Consider the following 20,710-nt stretch of genomic DNA (forward strand, 5'->3'; position numbering starts at 1 on the left):
TGTTGTAATGGATAAACCACCTGTTGATCAGCAAAACCCATTGCTGGAGCTGCGCCGCCTGACGCCCGCGCGGATTGCCTTGGGCCGCACCGGCACCAGTATGCCCACCCATGCGCAGCTGGATTTCCAGTTCGCCCACGCCCAAGCCCGGGATGCGGTGCACTTGCCGTTCGACCATGCCGCGCTCGGTGCGCAATTGGCGGCGCGCGGACGGGAAAGCCTGTTGCTGCACAGCGCGGCAACGGACCGTAACAATTACTTGCAGCGCCCCGACCTGGGGCGAAAATTGAGTGATGCGTCGGCCCAGACCCTGCGCGATCTCGCAGCGGCCAATCCCGGCGGTGTCGATCTGGCCATCGTCGTCGCCGACGGCTTGTCGGCCCTGGCCGTTCATCGCCACACCGTGCCATTTCTGACCCGGATGGAAGAACAGATCGAGGCTGAGGGCTGGTCTGTTTCACCTGTGGTGCTGGTTGAGCAAGGCCGCGTTGCCGTGGCCGACGAAATCGGCGAGTTGTTGGGCGCCAGGATGGTCGTCATCCTGATCGGTGAACGCCCTGGCCTCAGCTCGCCAGACAGCCTGGGGTTATATTTCACCTACAATCCAAAGATCGGCCTGACGGATGCTTATCGCAATTGCATCTCCAATGTGCGACTCGAAGGCCTGAGTTATGGCATGGCGGCACATCGTTTGCTTTATCTGATGCGCGAAGCCTGCCGGCGGCAGTTATCGGGGGTCAATCTCAAGGACGAGGCTCAGGTTCAGACGCTGGAGTCGGACGCTGGTGCAGACACGAAAGGTAATTTCCTACTCAACCCGCCGCATGCCTGAACCGTTTCCGCATTGCGTTTCCATTCCGGTTTCAGGCAGGATCGATGCACGGCCGCCAGGGGTTTCCCATCGCCGTCATCACGTAAGTCAGCCACTTGAAGACGAGACCTACCATGCGGATTATTCAAGCGACCCTCGAACACCTGGACCTGTTGACCCCATTATTCGTCAAATATCGCGAGTTTTATGGCTCGTTGCCGTATCCGGACTCGTCCCGGGCGTTCCTCGAGAAACGCTTGCGTCGCAAGGAATCGGTGATCTACCTGGCCCTGGCTGATGACGACACCCAGCGACTGATGGGGTTCTGTCAGTTGTACCCGAGCTTTTCGTCGCTTTCGCTCAAGCGCGTGTGGATTCTCAACGACATCTACGTCGCCGAAGATGCCCGCCGCCAGCTGGTGGCCGACAACCTGATCCGCACGGCGAAGAAAATGGCCAAGGAAACCAATGCCGTGCGCATGCGTGTATCCACCAGCAGCAACAACGAAGTGGCACAGAAAACCTACGAATCCATAGGGTTCAAGGAAGACACCGAGTTCAAGAACTACGTGTTGCCGATCAGCGACGAACTCTGATCCACACCGGATGACTGTAGGAGCGAGCTCGCTCGCGATGTTCGTCAACGTTAACGCTGCAAGCCTGACACCCCGCAGCGTTCTCAGGTGCATCGCGAGCAAGCTTGCTCCTACAAAAAACTACCGCACCCGCCATCCGTCTTGTGCGAAATCCCCCGCTACAAACTCGACGCGCTTTTCACCCCCCAGCCCGTATAATGCTGACCTTTCCGGCTTGTAAGAAAAACTACCCCCATCCGTAGGCTTTCGCGAAGTCATCCGCACAGGCCTGCCGAGTCGGGCCGACACCACAGGTGCCCTCCATGGATTTCAACCCGCTCGACCTTATCCTGCATCTCGATGTTTACCTCGACTTGCTGGTGAACAACTACGGGCCATGGATCTACGCCATCCTGTTTCTGGTGATCTTCTGCGAGACCGGCCTGGTGGTGATGCCATTCCTGCCGGGCGATTCCCTGCTCTTCATCGCGGGTGCCGTCGCGGCCGGTGGCGGCATGGACCCGGTGTTGCTCGGCGGCTTGCTGATGCTGGCGGCGATCCTTGGCGACAGCACCAACTACGTGATCGGACGAACGGCGGGCGAAAAGCTCTTCAGCAACCCGAACTCGAAGATCTTCCGTCGCGATTACCTGCAACAAACCCATGATTTCTACGACAAGCACGGCGGCAAAACCGTGACCCTGGCGCGCTTCCTGCCGATCATCCGCACCTTTGCACCGTTCGTCGCCGGTGTGGCGAGAATGCCGTACCCGCGTTTCTTTGGCTTCAGCGTCCTCGGTACCATCCTGTGGGTCGGTGGCCTGGTTACGCTCGGTTACTTCTTCGGTAACGTACCCTTCATCAAGCAAAACCTGTCGCTGCTGGTGGTCGGCATCATCCTGCTGTCGCTGGTACCGATGATCATCGGCGTCGTCCGCAGCCGCTTCGGCAACGCCGCGTCCAAAGCCCACCCACGCTGATCCGGCATGTGGTCGCTTAGCGCCTGGCGTCGCCGGCGCATACTGGGCAAGCACCCGATTGCCGATGACATGTGGCAGCGGGTGCGCCATCACCTGAGTTTCCTCGATGGCATCAGCGCCGCCGAAGACCAATGGCTGCGCGAAGCCTGCGTGCTGTTTCTCGACGACAAACACCTGACCGCCCTGCACGGCGTCGAACTTCACCAGGAGCAACGCCTGCTGCTTGCCGCCCAGGCGCAACTGCCGCTGCTGCATCTGGGCGATCTGAACTGGTATCAGGGATTCCACGAAATCGTCCTGTACCCCGACGACTTCCTCAGCCCCCAACGCCATCGTGACGCCAGCGGCGTCGAGCACGAGTGGGATGGCGAGCACAGCGGCGAGGCCTGGCAACAAGGCCCGATCATCCTCGCCTGGCCCGGCGTGATGGCCAGCGGCGGCTGGGAAGGCTACAACCTGGTGATCCACGAACTCGCGCACAAACTCGACATGCTCAACGGCGACGCCAACGGCCTGCCACCGCTGCACGCGGACATGCGAGTCAGCGACTGGGCCAAGGTCATGCAAGAGGCCTACGACGACCTCGACCGCCAATTGGAGCGCAATCCCGACGCCGAAACCGCCATCGACCCGTACGCAGCGGAAAACGCCGCCGAGTTTTTCGCGGTCACCAGCGAATACTTCTTCAGCGCCCCGGATTTGCTGCACGAGGCGTATCCTGAGGTCTATCAACAGCTGAAGCTGTTTTACCGGCAGGACCCGCTCGCCCGGCTGCGGCAACTTCTAGCCGAGAACCCGGTCTATCAGGCACACGAGGCACACGACTAGTGCTCCTGTCTCACCGATACGTCGCTCTTTTGACGAGTGGCCGTTGTGGCCAGGCAAGGCGCCGCGACGAGTCATAGCTGGCTATGGCGAGGAGCGGCAACGCAGCATGGCCGCAACGGACGCCGTCAAAAAGCGATAGTATCGGTGAGACAGGACACCCCGGTCTCTACGACCTCTGGTACATGGCATCGGTGGCGGAATATGCCTATAATCGCCGCCACTTTTTGGTCAATCCGGCCAAGTGTTTTTGGTCAACTAACGGGGGCACCGCCCAATGAGCTACAGCAAGATTCCGGCTGGCAAAGACCTGCCGAACGACATCTACGTCGCGATCGAGATCCCGGCCAACCACGCGCCGATCAAATACGAAATCGACAAAGACAGCGATTGCCTGTTCGTTGACCGTTTCATGGCCACCCCGATGTTCTACCCGGCCAACTACGGTTTCATCCCGAACACCCTGGCCGACGACGGTGATCCCCTCGACGTGCTGGTCGTGACCCCTTACCCGGTTGCTCCCGGTTCGGTCATCCGTGCCCGTCCGGTCGGCATCCTGCACATGACCGACGACGGCGGCGGAGATGCCAAAGTCATCGCAGTCCCACACGACAAGCTGTCCCAGCTGTACGTCGACGTGAAGGAATACACCGATCTGCCGCCTCTGCTGCTGGAACAGATCAAGCACTTCTTCGAGAACTACAAAGACCTCGAAAAAGGCAAATGGGTGAAGATCGAAGGCTGGGGCGACGCAGAAGCCGCTCGCACCGAGATCATGAAGTCGGTTGCTGCCTACAAAGGCTAAAGCCAGCTGTCAGCGCTTCGCTGCAAGCTGCAAGAAAACCCCGGTTGATCCGGGGTTTTTTGTGGGCGCCTGAAAAACCTTCTTTAAACACGCCGTATAGAAGTCTGCGAACATGGGTTTTGTTGTTTAATTTCCCACAAACGCGTCTTACATCCGGTCTGAATTTCCCTCGTAAATTGAACAGTTCGTTTATTCAAAGCCCCACGCGGCGCCAGTAGACTCGCTTTCATGAAAAAGAACACTAGCGGTCCACGGTTTAAAGCGCTCCTCGAAGCGGCGAACATTACGACAACAGGATTCGCCGAATTCCTGGATACGGCGCCGCAAAACGTCCACAACTGGTACACCCGCGGTGTGCCCGCCCATTGCATGGAAGAAGTCGCCAGAAAACTGTCCGTGAACAGTCAGTGGCTGAAAACCAGCGAAGGCCCGAAAGACCCCAAGGAGCTGCGTCTGCTCGACGAGTCCGGCAACACCTTCGACGCCCAGGCGATTCGCGGCATCTACCGGGTCATCGAGCCGACCGATGTCGAACTGCCCTTCTACAAAGAAACAGCCATCACCCCCGGCACCCACAAAACCCAGGTCGTGAAGGACCCCAGCCAAACCATCCGCCTGCCTCGCATCGATCTCGACTCCCTGGAAATCAACCACGCCGACGCCATCTGCGCGCGCATGATCGGCAACAGCATGGCCGAAAAGATTGAAGACGGCTCCCTCCTCGCCATCGACCGCGGGCTCACGCAAATTATCGATGGCGAGATTTACGCCATCGAGCATGACGGTATGTTGCGGATCAAATATCTGCATCGGATCCCGGGCAACGCATTACGCATGCGCAGCCACAACAGCGCCGAATACCCGGATGAGATCTTCAGGGCTTCGCAAATCGAAGAGCAGAACATCAGGGTCTTGGGCTGGGTATTCTGGTGGTCGACCCTCAACAAACGCAGGCCGCCGGTGCCGTTTCTGTAATGCCGCGGTTCTTCCTCCGCCACCCCACACCCTTTGTAGGAGCTGGCTTGCCAGCGAAAGCGGCAGAACATTCACCCTCGAAATCCAGGTCTGCTCCATGGTCTAAAGAATCCCCGACAGCCCTACCACACACACCAAGCTGGGAATTCCCCAAAAAAATCAGTATGCTGCGCCCCACATTTGCGCATCGACCCTTCCCAAGGCTCAGATCGCACCGACCCGGCAGATCACTTTCTCGCCGAGTCCCACAGCCGGACGCAAGATCCGGGTGTACGTTTTGAAGGCTGTTGCGGTTTACCAAAAATGAACCAAGCCAGTCCCCGAGAAGCCGGCCACAAGCCGGCTTTTTAATGTCTGTCGAAAAGCTTCTTATCCAGTGTCAGCAGTGCTGACACTATTCTTTCGTTTGGCGATAGAGGCCTAAGAGTAAGCAGTTTCGCTTTCTTTTGAAGGAAATATCCTAGAAAGTCCAACCTGCTTGCGCCTGATAAATGCACTGACTAATCTTCGACCGTCACTGCCAAATCAGTAATGGATTAGCAGTCCACCGTTTGGCTCGGTGCAGAGTGTTCCCATTCGCTCGGCGCTTTTTTATGGCCTCGCCTTTCTATTGACCTCTATTCCGAGATGGCGGCAAACGCGGCGAAGGCCGCGCCGAAAAAGCCACAAGGGAAAAAAGCATGAGCGATACCCCCGCTAGCATGACCATGCCGCCCGAAGGCTATGGAGATTGGCTGGCCGACCTCAAAGGCCGCATCCATAATGCCCAGCAGCGCGCCACTCTGGCGGTGAACCGCGAACTGGTGCTGCTCTACTGGCAGATCGGTCACGATATTTTGTCCCGGCAAGCTCAACAGGGTTGGGGAAGCAAGGTAATCGACCGCTTGGCTCAGGATTTGCGCACGGCTTTTCCGGATATGAAAGGGTTTTCCCCACGCAACCTCAAGTACATGCGCGCCTTTGCCGAAGCGTGGCCGGACGCGGAATTTGTGCAACAGGCTGCTGCACAATTGCCTTGGGGTCACAATCTGGTGCTGCTGGATAAGCTGCAAGGCCCTGAAACCCGCCGCTGGTATGCCGCCCAGGCCATCGAGCACAACTGGTCGCGCAACATTTTGGTCATGCAGATAGAGACCCGTCTGCTGGAGCGAAGCGGCAATGCAGTCAGTAACTTCGATAGTCACCTGCCCAAACCGCAGTCCGACCTGGCCCGCGAATCACTGAAAGACCCGTACCGTTTCGACTTCCTCGGCCTGACGCTTGATGCCCAGGAGCGCGAGATCGAAAACGCTCTGGTCAAGCATGTCACCGAGTTCTTACTGGAGCTAGGTGCAGGCTTTGCCTTCGTCGGCCAGCAAGTGCTGCTGGATGTAGGCGGTGACGAATTCTTCATCGACCTGCTGTTTTATCACCTCAAGCTACGCTGCTATGTGGTAATCGAACTCAAGTCTGGCAAGTTCAAGCCCGAGCATTTGGGTCAGCTGAGTTTTTACCTCACTGCAGTAGATTCCCAGCTCAAGCATCCGCAGGACGGCCCGACCATTGGCCTTCTGCTGTGCAAGAGCAAGAACAAGGTAGTGGCCGAATATGCCCTGCGTGATAACGCCCGCCCCATCGGCGTTGCGGAATACCAATTAGTGGAATCCCTGCCGGCAGAGCTGCAAACGAGCCTGCCCAGCATTGAACAGATCGAGCGCGAGCTGGCAAGCGATGAGGCATCCATGGAGGACGACTCACCATGACGGAACAGATCTATAAACCCCACTAATGGACTGGCAAGTGACTCCACCGGGGGAGTCTATGTAATGCCACTCTGCGTTTGCTGTATTTGAGCCTCACGGATAACTAAACCCCTTAACCAACGTCAACTCCCCCACCGCCCGCATCGGCACCAGGAACGTCTCCATCTTTTCGTCAGGCGTCCCTTCCTCCGTAATCACCGTCACCTGCGCCGTCGTCAGCGGCTGATCCGCCTCCTCCTGCCCCTCCTCATCACTCCGATACCCGCCTCCGAAGTAGTTCACGTAAACGAGGTACTGACCTTTGATCGGCGCAGGCATGGCGAAGATTTCCGGGCCGTAGCCTGTCGTCACGTCGACATCCAGCGCAGCACCATTGGCAACGACGCGATCGCCGTACCAGACGTGCGCGCCATCCGGGGTTATCAGGTGCAGGTCCAGATCCGTGCCATCGCTGTCCCACGCCAGCAGCACGCGCAATTTGGCTGGAGTGGCGCCGCCGCTGGTATTGAGGAATTGCGTGCGGTGGCGTTGCTGGCCATCCGGGCTACGGACTTCGACGCTGTTGCTGCCGTTGGGGAATGAGAACGGTCGATCAAAACGGCCAGCGGGGTCGATCTTCAGCGGCATGCTGACGCCATTGACGATCAACCGGCCGGGTTCATTGGATTTGGGCGTGGCTTTGATCTGGCCAGTGATGCGTGCGGTGTTGGCCTGCCCGACCGGGGTGTTCACCGAGGACGCGGGATAATTGACGACTTGGCGGAAGGTTTCGCCTTCACCTTCGGGTGCACCGGTACGCCAGCCGCCCATTGGCGTGTCGAGTTTGACTGCGGCGTCGGCGGCCGTCGTCATCGGCAATACGCAACAGGCGCAAAGGAACAGCAAGCCCTGTGGATAACGGAGTTTCATGGTCTATTCCAGCAAGAGGTGGCGGGCGAGCCCTTCGATGTAGGTTTCATCCTGACCGTTGGGGTGTGCTTCGAAGGCCAGGTGCAGGTATTCGTGGGTCAGGTCGAGACGGTCTTGCAGCGACAGCACGCCGCGCACGTAGATGCGCTGGCGTTCGCGGTCGACGTAGGGGCGGCCGAAGGTCAGGCGGCAGACGGCGAAGGTGCTGACTTCGTTGTAGCCGGTTTCGCTTTCCAGGCGTTGGCGCCAGCCGCGGCGCTGTTGTTGTAGCCAGTCCTGGGCGGCGGGGAGTGCTTCGCAGGAGGCCACGGGATTGTCCCAGCGACTGAGGCTGGCGCGTGGATAGGCGTGCAGCAGGATGGCGTCGTAGCGCTGGCCGGCGTTGGCTTGTTCGACGGCTTGTTGCCAGGAGAGTTGGTCCGGGCCGGGCTGGTCGGAGTGGTAGGTGACGGTGCTGCCGGCGAGGACCAGATCGCTGGTCCAGGCGGCGATGTTGCGTGATTCGGCGGTGGCTGGACGTGGGGCGACGCGTTGCCGGTTGCTGCTGTCGTCGATGCTCAGGCAGTCGCCGTTGCGGGTGGCGTTTTGCAGCAGGTACGTACGGATCGCGACGGCCAGGGCTTTGGCGGCTTCGGCGGGTTCGGGTCTGGCTTCGCGCTGGAGGACACGGGCGACGTATTCTTCGCGGTCCAGACGGGCGATCAGTTTGTCTTCCACCAAAAACAGTTCGCCGTCGCTGTGAATATCGAGTTGATTGCCGTTGGTGAATTCGACGCGGTAGTCGCCCTGCATAGGTCCGGACGCAATGACACGATCCCCCGCCAGAATGCGCGCAATCGGATAACGGGAAAACAGGCCAACTTCGACGCAACGCCCCGCGTCTGCCGGCCACTCAACCGGCAACACAGAAGCCAACGCCCCACCGTAGTTACGCAAGACCATTTGACTGGTCCCACGCCCACCAGCCCAAACCGGCGTGCCATCCACCGTCCACCCGGCAAAACCACCCTGACGCGACGAAGGGTCCTGATCCCCCAACCAGCTCCAGGTTTTCACCCGCAACCGGCCACCGAGTTCGCCCACAACATTGCCATCAGCCGCATTCAACACCACATCCAGCAACACCCGCCGAGCTTGATCCTGCGCCGGCATCACGGCCAGCATTCGCAGCAACTCAGTCACTGAAACTCGCGTGGAAGGCTGTAACGAAGCAAAATCCAGCAACCACTCCGGTGCCTGCCGCGCCTGCCAATACGTGCGCCAGTCAGCGCCAGCAATGCGCAACCGCTGCGGCTCAAAGTACAAACCGCACGACTTCACCAAGGCCTGATCGCGCTCAATCCTGCCGCCCGCCGTGCAGCAGTAAACTTCCTCTTTCGACTGACCGCGACATTCGTAAGCCGACTCATGGACATTGGTATCCACCAGCCAGCCGTACACAAACAACTTCCACACACTGCCCAGCGGAGTCTGCACATCAGCAGGCAACGGCTCGCGCGCGATCACCTGAGTCCGGCTCAACGACAGCAACTCACCTTTAAAAGCCAGCCGCAGCGGCTCCTCCTGCGCTGTCGCCAGCGCAGGGATCAAACACAGCAGCCACCAGACCAGAGGTCGGGTCATGTCAGTTGACCGTGACCTGGCCGAGGGCCGGTTTTTGCTCTTGCGCTTGGTGCTGCGGCGCGTAGACCTGAATGAAACGCGCCGGCGGCAGGTTGAACTGGCCTTTCTGCGAGAAGCGCACCAGATGCCGCAGGCGCAACTCGCCACTCAAGGCATCGACCGGAATCGCGTAAACCATTTGCCCCGGTTCGAAACGCGCTTTCTCCAACGCGGACGGTTCGGTGCCGGCCTTGCCCATGAGCTTGATGCCCCACGTGGTGCGTTCGACATCGGCGCCCGGTGGCAGCGGCACTTCGAGCATGCCGTAGCGCAGCGGTTTGGCGGCTTTGCTGGTGATGATCACTTCGTCCAGGTAGAGGCTGTCGCTGGACAACGGCTTGTTGCCGACCGCTTCCAGTTTGAAGTTGAACGCTTCGTCACCCGGCACCAGACGGGACAGGCGACGGGTGATGGTCACGGCCGACGGTTCGACCGGAGGTTGCCGGGTCTGATAACTCAACGCGGCCCGCACCGGACGCTCTTGCGCCCCGTCCAGGGACAGCACCGCAGGCACGGGCGAAGCACCCTGCCACGTCCAGTAAACTTCACCGGTCGCCCCCTGCTCCTGCTTCCAGCCGTCATCCGGTTTGAGCGCGACAGCGGGCGACGCCTGCTCGATACCGTGCTGCAACCAGGTCAGCGCCAGTGCGCGCTCCAGCGTCGATTGCCGGGGTAGCAAACGCTGCAACAACGCGTGAGCGTGAGCCTGATCGAACGCTTGCAGCGATAGATTCAACGCTTCAGCAAACGGCTGGGAACTGACGTCCAGGCGCTGCTGCGCATCCGCCAGTTGCCGAGTGAACGCCTGCGGCACATCGACCTGCGCCTGGCGCGCCAAAGACGCGGTCAACACGCGAGCACTGGCCAACCCAAGCGCCGAATCCGGATCGCTCATGACGATGCTGTCCTCGCCATCTTCCATCAGATTTGCGGCATGACCCTCGCCGGCATTTGCCAGGTCATCCATCAATCCGCTGAGCAAGGTGTTCACCGGCAGTTGCATCTGTTTGGCGAAGGACACAATCAGCGCCCGCTGCAACAGCGGCGTGTTCTTCGCCTGTTTCGCATAGACCTCCAGCACCCGCTGCCAATGCTCCGGCGGCAGGCTCAACCCCAGCGCCTTGCTGGCATGCCAGTCGGCGTAATAGGCGTAAGCGGTGAGAAACGCATCCGGCTCACCGTCCATGCCCCACCAGGTGAAGCTCGCCGAAGGCCCGGCCATTTGCACCAGCCGCAGGCGGCTGTTCTGCATGATCAGGCGCAAGCGATCGCGGATCCGCGGATTCGACGACAAGGTCGGATACGCAATGCTCAACGGCAGCAAACGACTGGCCGTTTGTTCGACGCCACCGTAGGGATAACTCAACAGATCGTCGAGTGCCGAGCGGAACAGCGCTTGCGGACTGTCATCCAGACGCAGGCGAATATTCGTCGCGTCCGCTGGCAAGGTCAGCGGCGTATCACCGCTGACCACGTCCAGGCTTTGACTTTGGGTCACTTGCCAGCCTTCGCCGGTCGCGGTCAGTCGCACAGCCAAAGCATCAGCCGTTTTACCGTCCTGCACCAGCTCAGCCGTCCACTCGCCACTGGCCAACGCGAACGCTGGCAGCGCGATGTAGTTGATGCCGTTATTCAGCGTCGCGGGAACGCGTTGTTTGGTACCGCCGAAATGAATCACCAACTCAGCCATGACCGGTTTCTCGGCCTGACTGAAAGCGAACACGCCGAGATCCGGTTTGTCGCCCGCGCGGAATTTGGTCGGGCCGCTCCACTTCAAGTACAGCGGTTTTTCCGAGCGTACGAATTGCTTTTTCTGCCCGACCTGACCGTCATCGGCGATGGCCCGGGCGGTGATGCGCCAGCGGGTCAAGGAATCCGGCATCTTGAAGGTGAAGCGGGTTTTACCATTGGCATCGGTCACCAATTCCGGCTGCCAGGCAGCGGTGTCGACGTCTTCACGACGCGGCCGCTCCAGCACTTTTACCCCGCGCTCGCTGCGGTTGGCCTTGCCCGGCGTGCCAGGGCTGCCCGGCAATGCCACGTCGTAGCTGATGAACGACAGACTGGCGCTGGTGCGCACGTTGTTGCGGCGCGGGTGGTAGAAAAACTGGTCGATGGTCGGCGCGACTTCCGGTTGCAGCGCATAGATCATTTCGTCCACCACACTGACTGTGAGGTGCGCTGGAACAGGCTTGCCAGCGAACTGCGTGGTCAAGTCCACCGACACGGTATCGCCCGGCTGATACGACTCTTTGTCCGTGGCAATCGCCACGTCGATTTGCGGCGCGATCACCTTGATACCGGCGTTCTGGAAGCTGTACTGACCACCCTTGGTGTAGAGCACGGAGAACGTCAGGTTCGGCGCAAAATTGTCCCTCACCGGGATTCGCGCGCGATATTGGGTCTCGCTGAGTTTTTCCATCTTCAGCCAGTCGCCGCCCTTGGACAGCAGCGCTGTGGCCTCAACCTTGTCGCGCTCCAGCGACAGCAGTGCGTCGATGATCGGCTCAGGGAACGTGATCAATGCTAGGGCTCGTCTCCGGCCTTGTACTCGGGTTTATCGAGGACGATTTCCACGGTGCCCGGCACGGCTTTGACGCCGTCGCCAGTGACCGAATGACCGGTGGCACCCACCACGCGGCCATGGTCATCCTTCAACGTCAGGTTGTAAGTACCCGGACGGTCGAAGGCCAAGGTGAAGCCTTTGTCTTTCGCGGCGAGTTCGCCCTCGCCGATGGTCTGGTCTTCCAGACGCACCCAACTGTAGCTGCTCGGCATAACCGATTGGCTTTGCTCGCTGCCGCCTTCATTCAGATAACTGAACGCAACTTTGTCGCCCGCCGCGCTGAAACGCTGGGGCGCACGCAGACTGAAACTCGCGGCGCCGCGGTCGATGAGGATTTCCTTGGTGGTCTTGACCCGGTACGCCGCGCCGTCGCTGGCAAACACGGTGAGCATGTAGCGGCTCGGCTTATCGGCAGCCGGCAGGTCGAGTGTCGCGTTGCCCTTGGAGTCGGTGGTCAGTTCGGTGCTGGTCAGTTCCACCGGGAATTGCCCGAGGTATTGCAGTTCGTTGTCGACCATCGACAGTTGCTGGGCGCGCAGGCTCAGGCTCAACTTGGCGTTGGCCACCGGTTTACCGTCCGGGTACAGCAGCACAAGGCTGCCTTTCACCGGTTCGCCGGTGCGGTAATCCTGTTTGGCCAGGTTCAGGGAAATCTCGAAGTGCGGCTTGATGTATTCAGCGACACGGAAGGCACTGCTGTAGGCCTGATCCTTGTAGTTGAAACGCAGTTCATAACCACCCGCTACGGCATTGTCCGGCAATTGGAAGCGACCTTGGGTCCCCGCCTTGGAATCGAGTTTCAGCGCCAGGGATTGCAATGCGGTGCCGGTGGCATCGAGCACGGTGACGTTGACGTCGGCGGCGGTCGGCTGCACCGAGTCACGAGCATTCTTGAACTCGCGACCGACGATTTTCAGCGACACCCAATCCCCCGGCCGATACAGCGGCCGGTCGGTAAAGGCATAGAGTTTGGTGTCGTAGATTTCGCTGTCGTAGTAGAAGTTTTCAGAGACGAACACCCCACCCTCTTCGTCCTCGCCAATCACGAACGAACGCTCGGGGCTGACGTGTTTCAACCGCAGCAACCCATCGGCATCGGTGGCGCCACTGCTCATCACGCCCAGGCCATCGGTCCACAGCACATTGACCTTCGGTACCGAACTGCCTTGGTGTTTGCGCGCGGCCCAGACCAGCAACTCGTCACCGGCAATCTTGCTCACCGCCACGGTGTTGGAGACGAAGACCATGGTGGTTGCGCGGTACTTGCCGATCAGTGCTTCCACCAGATACAGACCCGGTTTCAGGTTGCCCAACGGGATGTACACGTTGCCCGGTGCAACGCTGACAAACTCGCTGGAAGAGCCGGCGAGGTTCACCCCGGCAGGCGGCTGGATCGGTTTGGCTTGCCACAGCGGATAACGGAATTGGCTGATCACCGGCAAACCTGGAATCAGCGCAAATTGCGGCTGCGCGTCGTAGGGCGTTGGCGCGGCGATGGCAGTCCCCATCTTCAATTCCGGCACTTCTTCGGTGACTTGTTTACGCGACTCGTAGGAAAACGCCCGTTGCATCACTCGGCGGGATTTTCGGTACCAGTTGTCCCACAGGTACGCGAGGGTATTCGACAGGCCTTCGCCTTTGAATTGACCATCACTGACCACCCGGTGCAGGTTCTTCTGGCGCTTGAGGAAATCCAGTGGCTTGTCGATCCGATACACGCGAATGTCGGCACCGCCGTATGGCTCCATGCGGAACCGGCGATAGTCACGGCCCGGCGCTTCGAGGCGCACCATCGCCTGTTCATCGCTGGCGAAGCTGCTGTCGGCCAACAGGAAAAAGCTTTCACCGGCCACTGCCGTGTAGCCGCTTGGCTCGACGGTATCTTCAGCGTTGACCACCGAAAAAGGCAGCACCAATACCATCAGCAGAGGCAAAAAACGCAGCATGCGGGCACCGATCATTGGGAGAGAAAGTTCAGTCGATAGACGCCGATGAAGTTGGGGTTGGCTGCGTCGGGAATCCATCGGGTGTCCTTCCATGTCATGAGTTGCTGCAGGCTCGCGGAACGCATGCCGTTGTCTGTAGGGGGGGGTGGGGGGGGCGAACTGGAGCCGGTGTGATAGACGATGTAGCGGCCCATCCAGATCATCAAGTGCTGGTCGTCACCCTGATCGAAAAACATCAGGTCGCCGGGCCGGGCCTGCGCTATGTCGCGGCCGACCAAATGGCTGTTGAACTGGATCAGTTTGATCGCATTGACGTAAGGCCCGACCTTGCCGCCGCCCTGCTGCCATTGCCGGGCGAGGCCTCGTTGGGCCTCGCTCAATGGCAGTTCCGGTGGCAAGTAGCGGTTGGACAGGCCATTGCTGCGCAGCCATTTATCGTCATGGACTTTCAGCGCTTCGTTGGCGGCGAACCGCACCAGGCCGGCGCAGTCCTGCTGGTACCAGCGCGGGCTCGGGCCCTGGGTCAGTTGTTCCTGGGCGATGCGCACGAACCAGGCGCGGAATACCTGGGATTGCTGCGGGTCGAGCGCTGCAGCTTCGCTGGCAAAGACGCGACTACCCAGCAGCATCGCCAGCAGGCCGAGGCCTCGGATAAGTGCGCTCACAGGGCTTTCCACTCCAGCGGCAACCATTGCCAGTGGCCATCGGGCTCGCTGCCTTCGGGCAAGGTCAGGGCATATTTGCCATAGCCACCGAGTGTGCGCAGTTTCGGGATCAGGTAGGTTTGCGCGGCGTTGTAGAACACCGGTTCCATGTCCTGCGGCAGGCTGTCGAGGGTTTCCTGTTGCATCAGTTGCGCCATGGAGTCCGGACCGAAGTAGATCGGCATCAGCAAGTCTTTCGGCACGACGTCGGCCATCGGCGGGAAGCGTTTATCCAATGTGTCGAGGGCTTTATCCAGCAACTTGTCGTCGAGGGAGAACAACAGCGTCGAACCGTGACGCGCCAGGCTCACACGCATGAATGCCTTGCCAGTGATCGCGTCCGGTTGCTCGGCATCCTTGGCGTTATAGGGGCCGAAGTTAGAGCTGACCTGGCGCTGCCACTGATGGCTTTCACCTGCCTGCTTCTCGACCACCGGGAATATATGCGCTTGGACCTTGCCTTCGTAAGCGCCGACCATTGAGCCGAACAATTTGCCCAGATCGCCATCGAGCTTGGCGCTGTCATCGTCGTTCAGGCTGGCCACCAACAATGGCGTGTACAGCCGCGAATCGGCATACCAGCACAGGCCGGCGGCACCCGCCATGTGTTCGGTCAGGGCCTGTGCAACCGCATCGTCAGCGCCGAGTTTTACCAGCAGTGGTTGCTGTTGCTCGGCGGCCAGGGGCAAGGCCACACAAGCGCTGGCCCCCATGGGCATGGCTTGCCAGATCGGCTTGAAATCGAAGTCCGGCTGGTTTTCCAGTTCATCCATGGCGAGAAAGCTGTGCCAGCCTTTGTCGTCCATTTCGAAGCGCAGGCCGGCGAAGTTGGGGATGAAGCGCTGATAACCCATGGCCAGGACGCTGGCATTAACCGACAAACGTTGTTTCACCTCAGGCGTGCGAGGTTGCAGGCCGAAGGCTTCGGGGAACAATTTGTCGCCATCGAGCAATGCGGCGATGGCCTGGGTCGAGATGCTGCCCGGCTCTTCAGTCATGCCGCTGCCTGGATCATAGAGCCTGGACGGATTCGACAGCACCACCAGTTTGTCGCCATGGGAGGCGAACACCAGGGCCTTGCTGGCGTTGTAGTTGAGCTGATAAAGCGCCACGTCGTCGGCACCGACTTTCACCTCGCCAAGCCTGGTCAGCTGCGTATCATCCAGCGCGACCTTGGCCAGCGGCTCCAGCACCTTGGCCAGGCCACCGCGATCCATCACCAACAGGAAATCCTTGAGCCGGCCATCCGCCCCGCGCCACAGCGCCACGTCCGCCGGCTGATCGAACAGCTGTTCGATCAGACTGTCCTGCAGTTTCAGGTCATGCTCGTAAATGATCCGCCGCAGACTGCCGATCAGCCCGAGACGATCGGCATGGGCTTGGTAATAAAAGACGAAATCTTCGGTAAGGGTTTCCTTGAGAAACGGCACCGCCAGCAAGTCCTTGGGCAATTGGCTCAAGGAATGGGTTTCGAGCAGACCGTCCGGCCGGCTCATGCCCAACTTGTCGCTGGCCAATTGCGCCGGCGGCGCCTTGGGCTGGTGCATGAACCAGCCCAATCCGCCCGCCACACCAGCCACCAGGCACAGTCCGCCCAGCAGCACCGGCCAGCGCCGGGAAGGTTTGGCGGCGGGTGCGTCGGCGGGCAGAGTCACGGCCGGTAAAAGGGTGTTATCGCTCATTTCACAAAACCCAAATCATCCGTGGTGCAGGATGCTCAATAGTTGAAAGTCTTGACCAGCAGCAGGTCACCGATCGCACGCAGGGGCACGATGAAGGTCTCGCGTTTCTCGTCGACGGTGTTTTCGTTCAGTACCAGGTTGATTTGCGAGGTGATCACCTGGTTCTGGTTGCCGCGCTCATCGAAGTTATAGCCGCCACTGCCGAAGTTGCCCCAATAGTTCACATAAACCAGATAGGTGCCCTGCATCGGCGCGGTCATGGTGAACATTTCCGGGCCGGGGCCGTCGACGCCATCCGGGTCCAGGCCACCGCCGTTGTTCATCGCCGGGCGCGCCCAGAACGCATGCTGGCCGTCGGGGGTAACGATGTGCAGATCGAGCTCGGCCTTCGGATCATCCCAACCCAGCACCACACGAATCCGCACTGGAGTGCGCAGGTTGTTGGCTTCATAGAATTGAACGCGCTTGAGCGACTGGCCTTCGGCACTGCGCACTTCGACGCTGTTGGAGCCGGCGCCAAAGGCATACGGCCGGGCGAAACGTCCCTGGTCGTCGGTGTACAGATTGAGAGGATTACCATTGACCGCCAGGGTATGGGGCCCGCGCTGGGTGCCGATGGCCTTGAGCTGGCCTTCGATCATCGTGCGATTGCGCTGCACGCCGCGGTCGATGGGCGGCGTGGGATAGGCGACCTGAAGATATTCACTGCGGTCCAGCAGGCCGTTGTAACGCCAGCCGCCTACCGGTTCCGATATCTCAGCCGTAGCTTCGGCCCTGGCAGCGGTGACGCAGACCAGCCCCATCAGCAACAGCAGCAATGAACGCATGTGACGCCTCCTGCCATGCCTGACGAAACCTTGCGCCTGATCCTCGGCGCGTTGCAGGTCCAAACCCTGCGTTTCGTCTTAAAGCCCCGTGACTGTGGGGTCGTAGAAGACCCGAAGATTAGCCATTCAGCGGTTTTTTAACAATCAGACAGCTCTCTATTTGCTGTAGGAACCATGGGATTTGCCGGGCGTGAGCCGAATAGCGCGCTTATTCGGCTCACAAAATGAGCCGAATAACCCGCAGCCCTTGTGGCGAGGGGCTTGCCCCCGTCCGGCTGCGCAGCAGTCGTAAATCGCCGAATGCGGCGTCCCTGACAAAACGGCGGTGTCTGGTTTTGGGGCCGCTGCGCGGCCCAACGGGGGCAAGCCCCCTCGCCACAGGGTCGAGTTCACTCACGAAGCACATTGGCCGAAACACTCCGCTCATTTGCCCATACCCCCCATGTCTGCTAGTGTCGCGCCGGTTTAACGTCAACCGGAAATAGCCGCCATGGCCCGCAAAAAAGCTGCACTGGATTTCGAACAATCGCTCGCTGAACTGCAAACGCTGGTCGAGCGTCTGGAGAATGGCGAATTGTCGCTGGAAGACTCGCTGACGGCTTTCGAGCAAGGCATCGGCCTGACCCGCGATTGCCAGGCGGCGCTGGCCCAGGCCGAACAAAAGGTTCAAGTGCTGCTCGAACGTGATGGCGAGTTGGCCGAGGAACCCTTCGACGCGGATTTGCCAGAATGATTGCAGCGTATTCGGCAACCAGCCAGGCCCGTGTCAATGCGGCACTGGAAAGCCTGTTCATCGCGCCAGGCCCCGAGCTTGCACGTCTTTACGAAGCCATGCGTTACAGCGTGATGAATGGCGGTAAACGGGTGCGTCCGTTGCTGGCATACGCCGCCTGCGAAGCGCTGGGCGGCAAGGCTGAGCACGCCAATGGCGCGGCGTGTGCCGTGGAGCTGATCCACGCCTACTCCCTGGTGCACGACGATTTGCCGGCCATGGATGACGACGACCTGCGTCGTGGCCAGCCGACTACCCACAAGAAATTCGACGAAGCCTGCGCGATCCTTGCTGGCGACGGTTTGCAGAGCCTGGCCTTCAGCGCCCTGCTCGACCCGCGCATGAGCGCTGCGGATGCCGAGATCCGCCTGCAAATGGTCAGCGCCCTGGCGTTGGCGGCAGGCCCGGCCGGCATGGTCGGCGGCCAAGCCATCGACCTCGGTTCGGTCGGTCTGAAGCTCGATCAAAAAGCCCTTGAGTACATGCATCGGCACAAGACCGGTGCGCTGATCGAGGCCAGCGTCCAACTCGGCGCCCTGGCCAGCGGCCGTGCCGAGAAAGACCAATTGAAGTCGCTGCAGGCTTATGCACAAGCCATCGGCCTGGCGTTTCAGGTGCAGGACGACATTCTCGACGTCGAAAGCGATACCGAAACCCTCGGTAAACGCCAGGGTGCCGACATCGCGCGGGACAAGCCGACCTATCCGGCCCTGCTCGGCCTCGACGCAGCCAAGGCCTACGCCCTGGAACTGCGCGATCAGGCCCTGCATGCACTGCGACCGTTTGACGCGGCCGCCGAGCCGTTACGCGACCTGGCCCGTTATATTGTCGACAGGCGCAGCTAAGGCGTATCCGCCAAGTTAAAAGCAACGCGTGGGCAGGGGGCGATGCATCAGGTAAACTGCCGCATCTTTTATACCTATAACGATTCGCCTGATGCCCACGACGTTTCATGAGATTCCCCGCAAGCGCCCGACCACGCCCCTGCTCGACCGTGCCAACACGCCGGACGGCCTGCGCCGGTTAGGCGAAGCCGAGCTGGAAACCCTGGCCGATGAGTTGCGCCTGGAATTGCTCTACACGGTCGGTCAGACCGGCGGGCATTTCGGTGCCGGCCTGGGCGTCATCGAGCTGACCATCGCGTTGCATTACGTCTTCGACACCCCGGACGACCGGCTGGTGTGGGACGTGGGTCATCAGGCCTATCCGCACAAAATCCTCACGGGTCGTCGCGAGCGCATGGGCACCCTGCGCCAGAAAGACGGCGTCGCCGCTTTCCCGCGTCGCTCCGAGAGCGAGTACGACACCTTTGGCGTCGGCCACTCCAGCACGTCGATCAGCGCAGCGCTGGGCATGGCCATCGCCGCCCGCCTGCAGAACAGTGATCGCAAGGCGATTGCCGTGATCGGCGACGGTGCGTTGACTGCCGGCATGGCGTTCGAGGCGCTGAACCACGCGCCGGAAGTGAACGCCAACATGCTGGTGATCCTCAACGACAACGACATGTCGATCTCGCGCAACGTTGGCGGGTTGTCGAACTACCTGGCGAAGATCCTTTCCAGCCGCACTTACGCGAGCATGCGCGAAGGCAGCAAAAAGGTCCTGTCGCGCCTGCCCGGTGCCTGGGAAATCGCGCGTCGCACCGAAGAATACGCCAAAGGCATGCTGGTGCCTGGCACGCTGTTCGAAGAGTTGGGCTGGAACTACATCGGCCCGATCGACGGCCACGATCTGCCGACCCTGATCGCCACCCTGCGCAACATGCGCGACCTGAAAGGTCCGCAATTCCTGCACGTGGTGACCAAGAAAGGCAAAGGCTTCGCCCCGGCAGAAGTCGACCCGATCGGCTACCACGCCATCACCAAACTCGAACCCGTGGACGCGCCGGCCGCTGCGCCGAAAAAAGCCAGCGGGCCGAAGTATTCCGGTGTGTTCGGCGAATGGCTGTGCGACATGGCCGCTGCCGACTCGCGGTTGGTGGGCATTACCCCGGCGATGAAAGAAGGCTCGGACCTGGTGGCGTTCAGCGAGCGTTTCCCGCAGCGCTACTTCGACGTGGCGATTGCCGAGCAACACGCCGTGACCTTCGCCGCCGGCATGGCGTGCGAAGGCGCAAAACCGGTGGTGGCGATCTATTCGACGTTCCTGCAACGGGGGTACGACCAGCTGGTGCATGACGTTGCGGTGCAAAACCTCGACGTGCTGTTCGCCATCGACCGCGCAGGCCTGGTGGGTGAAGATGGCCCGACACACGCGGGCAGCTTCGACCTGTCGTTCCTGCGCTGCATCCCCGGCATGTTGGTGATGACCCCGAGCGACGAAAACGAACTGCGTAAAATGCTCACTACCGGCCACCTGTTCGACGGTCCGGCGGCGGTGCGTTATCCGCGTGGCTCCGGCCCGAATGCGACGATCGAGAAAGACCTCGATCCGATCGAAATCGGCAAGGGCGTGGTTCGCCGCCAGGGCAGCAAGGTCGCCCTGCTGGTGTTCGGCGTGCAGCTGGCCGAGGCGTTGAAAGTTGCCGAGACGCTGGATGCGACCGTGGTCGACATGCGCTTCGTCAAGCCGCTGGATGAAGCACTGGTTCGCGAGATCGCCGGCAGCCACGAGCTGTTGGTGACCGTCGAAGAGAACGCGATCATGGGCGGTGCCGGCGGCGCGGTCAGCGAGTTCCTCGCCCGGGAAAACATCCTCAAGTCGGTCCTGCATCTGGGCTTGCCGGACAGCTACGTCGAGCACGCCAAGCCTGCGCAGATGCTGGCGGAGTGCGGGTTGGATGAGGCCGGGATCGAGGCTTCGGTGCGTGAGCGCCTGAAACTGCTGAACATCTAAAGGAACATATAACTCCCTGTGGGAGCGAGCTTGCTCGCGATAGCGGTCTGCCAGTCGACACATTTGTTGACTGACACACCGTCATCGCGAGCAA

The 20,710-nt window shown here is 60.5% G+C and carries 15 protein-coding genes and 1 pseudogene; 10 read left to right on the forward strand and 6 right to left on the reverse strand.

Annotated features, from left to right (window positions below; genetic code table 11):
* Positions 1-7: 7 nt before the first annotated feature.
* From eutC to ACA062_RS29865, 7 genes are all read left to right on the forward strand, one after another.
* Complete coding sequence (eutC, locus tag ACA062_RS29835) at positions 8-832, forward strand: ethanolamine ammonia-lyase subunit EutC (protein ID WP_497454215.1); 825 nt, start codon at positions 8-10, stop codon at positions 830-832.
* A 113-nt stretch (positions 833-945) separates the two neighbouring features.
* Positions 946-1,407, forward strand: a complete 462-nt coding sequence (locus tag ACA062_RS29840; RefSeq protein WP_497454216.1) for a GNAT family N-acetyltransferase — start codon at positions 946-948, stop codon at positions 1,405-1,407.
* A 302-nt stretch (positions 1,408-1,709) separates the two neighbouring features.
* Entirely contained in the window at positions 1,710-2,366 is a 657-nt protein-coding gene (locus ACA062_RS29845; RefSeq protein ID WP_128872456.1) for a DedA family protein, read from the forward strand.
* A 6-nt stretch (positions 2,367-2,372) separates the two neighbouring features.
* Positions 2,373-3,194: a M90 family metallopeptidase gene (locus ACA062_RS29850; protein WP_497454217.1), complete on the forward strand. Its 822-nt coding sequence runs from the start codon at positions 2,373-2,375 to the stop codon at positions 3,192-3,194.
* Positions 3,195-3,468: 274 nt separating this feature from the next.
* The gene (gene ppa / locus ACA062_RS29855; protein WP_028620880.1) at positions 3,469-3,996 is read left to right on the forward strand and encodes an inorganic diphosphatase; all 528 of its coding nucleotides are present in this window, start codon (positions 3,469-3,471) and stop codon (positions 3,994-3,996) included.
* A 228-nt stretch (positions 3,997-4,224) separates the two neighbouring features.
* Complete coding sequence (locus tag ACA062_RS29860; RefSeq protein ID WP_497454218.1) at positions 4,225-4,971, forward strand: S24 family peptidase; 747 nt, start codon at positions 4,225-4,227, stop codon at positions 4,969-4,971.
* A 680-nt stretch (positions 4,972-5,651) separates the two neighbouring features.
* Positions 5,652-6,713, forward strand: coding sequence for a PDDEXK nuclease domain-containing protein (locus tag ACA062_RS29865; RefSeq protein ID WP_497454219.1), 1,062 nt, complete (start codon positions 5,652-5,654; stop codon positions 6,711-6,713).
* A gap of 93 nt (positions 6,714-6,806) precedes the next feature.
* Here ACA062_RS29865 and ACA062_RS29870 read toward each other — a convergent pair whose 3' ends face one another.
* The 6 genes and pseudogenes from ACA062_RS29870 to ACA062_RS29895 form a co-directional block, all read right to left on the reverse strand.
* On the reverse strand, positions 6,807-7,622 hold the full coding sequence (locus ACA062_RS29870) for a YfaP family protein (protein ID WP_497454220.1): 816 nt from the start codon (positions 7,620-7,622) through the stop codon (positions 6,807-6,809).
* A 3-nt stretch (positions 7,623-7,625) separates the two neighbouring features.
* Positions 7,626-9,245 carry a DUF2300 domain-containing protein gene (locus ACA062_RS29875; protein WP_497454221.1) on the reverse strand — a complete coding sequence of 540 codons (1,620 nt, stop codon included), beginning with the start codon at positions 9,243-9,245 and terminating at the stop codon, positions 7,626-7,628.
* A 1-nt stretch (position 9,246) separates the two neighbouring features.
* Positions 9,247-13,811, reverse strand: a pseudogene (locus ACA062_RS29880) (alpha-2-macroglobulin family protein).
* On the reverse strand, positions 13,808-14,488 hold the full coding sequence (locus ACA062_RS29885; protein ID WP_497454222.1) for a DUF1175 domain-containing protein: 681 nt from the start codon (positions 14,486-14,488) through the stop codon (positions 13,808-13,810). The pseudogene ACA062_RS29880 and the gene ACA062_RS29885 overlap by 4 nt, the downstream one beginning before the upstream one ends.
* Positions 14,458-16,182, reverse strand: coding sequence for a DUF2138 domain-containing protein (locus tag ACA062_RS29890; protein ID WP_497454223.1), 1,725 nt, complete (start codon positions 16,180-16,182; stop codon positions 14,458-14,460). The genes ACA062_RS29885 and ACA062_RS29890 overlap by 31 nt, the downstream gene beginning before the upstream one ends.
* 35 nt (positions 16,183-16,217) lie before the next feature.
* Positions 16,218-17,009 carry a YfaP family protein gene (locus tag ACA062_RS29895; RefSeq protein ID WP_497454224.1) on the reverse strand — a complete coding sequence of 264 codons (792 nt, stop codon included), beginning with the start codon at positions 17,007-17,009 and terminating at the stop codon, positions 16,218-16,220.
* Between the two features lie 490 nt (positions 17,010-17,499).
* Between ACA062_RS29895 and ACA062_RS29900 the strand changes: the two genes are divergently transcribed.
* The 3 genes from ACA062_RS29900 to dxs all read left to right on the forward strand — a co-directional run bounded on the left by ACA062_RS29900 (position 17,500) and on the right by dxs (position 20,616).
* Positions 17,500-17,742 (forward strand): exodeoxyribonuclease VII small subunit, encoded by a 243-nt coding sequence (locus ACA062_RS29900; RefSeq protein ID WP_064680011.1) that lies wholly within the window; start codon positions 17,500-17,502, stop codon positions 17,740-17,742.
* A complete protein-coding gene (gene ispA / locus ACA062_RS29905) occupies positions 17,739-18,626 on the forward strand; it encodes a (2E,6E)-farnesyl diphosphate synthase (RefSeq protein WP_497454225.1) in 888 nt (295 codons plus the stop codon). The genes ACA062_RS29900 and ispA overlap by 4 nt, the downstream gene beginning before the upstream one ends.
* Positions 18,627-18,717: 91 nt before the next feature.
* Positions 18,718-20,616, forward strand: a complete 1,899-nt coding sequence (gene dxs / locus ACA062_RS29910) for a 1-deoxy-D-xylulose-5-phosphate synthase (RefSeq protein ID WP_497454226.1) — start codon at positions 18,718-18,720, stop codon at positions 20,614-20,616.
* The last annotated feature ends 94 nt before the right edge of the window (positions 20,617-20,710 follow it).

The sequence above is a fragment of the Pseudomonas sp. LBUM1679 genome (genome assembly GCF_059695565.1).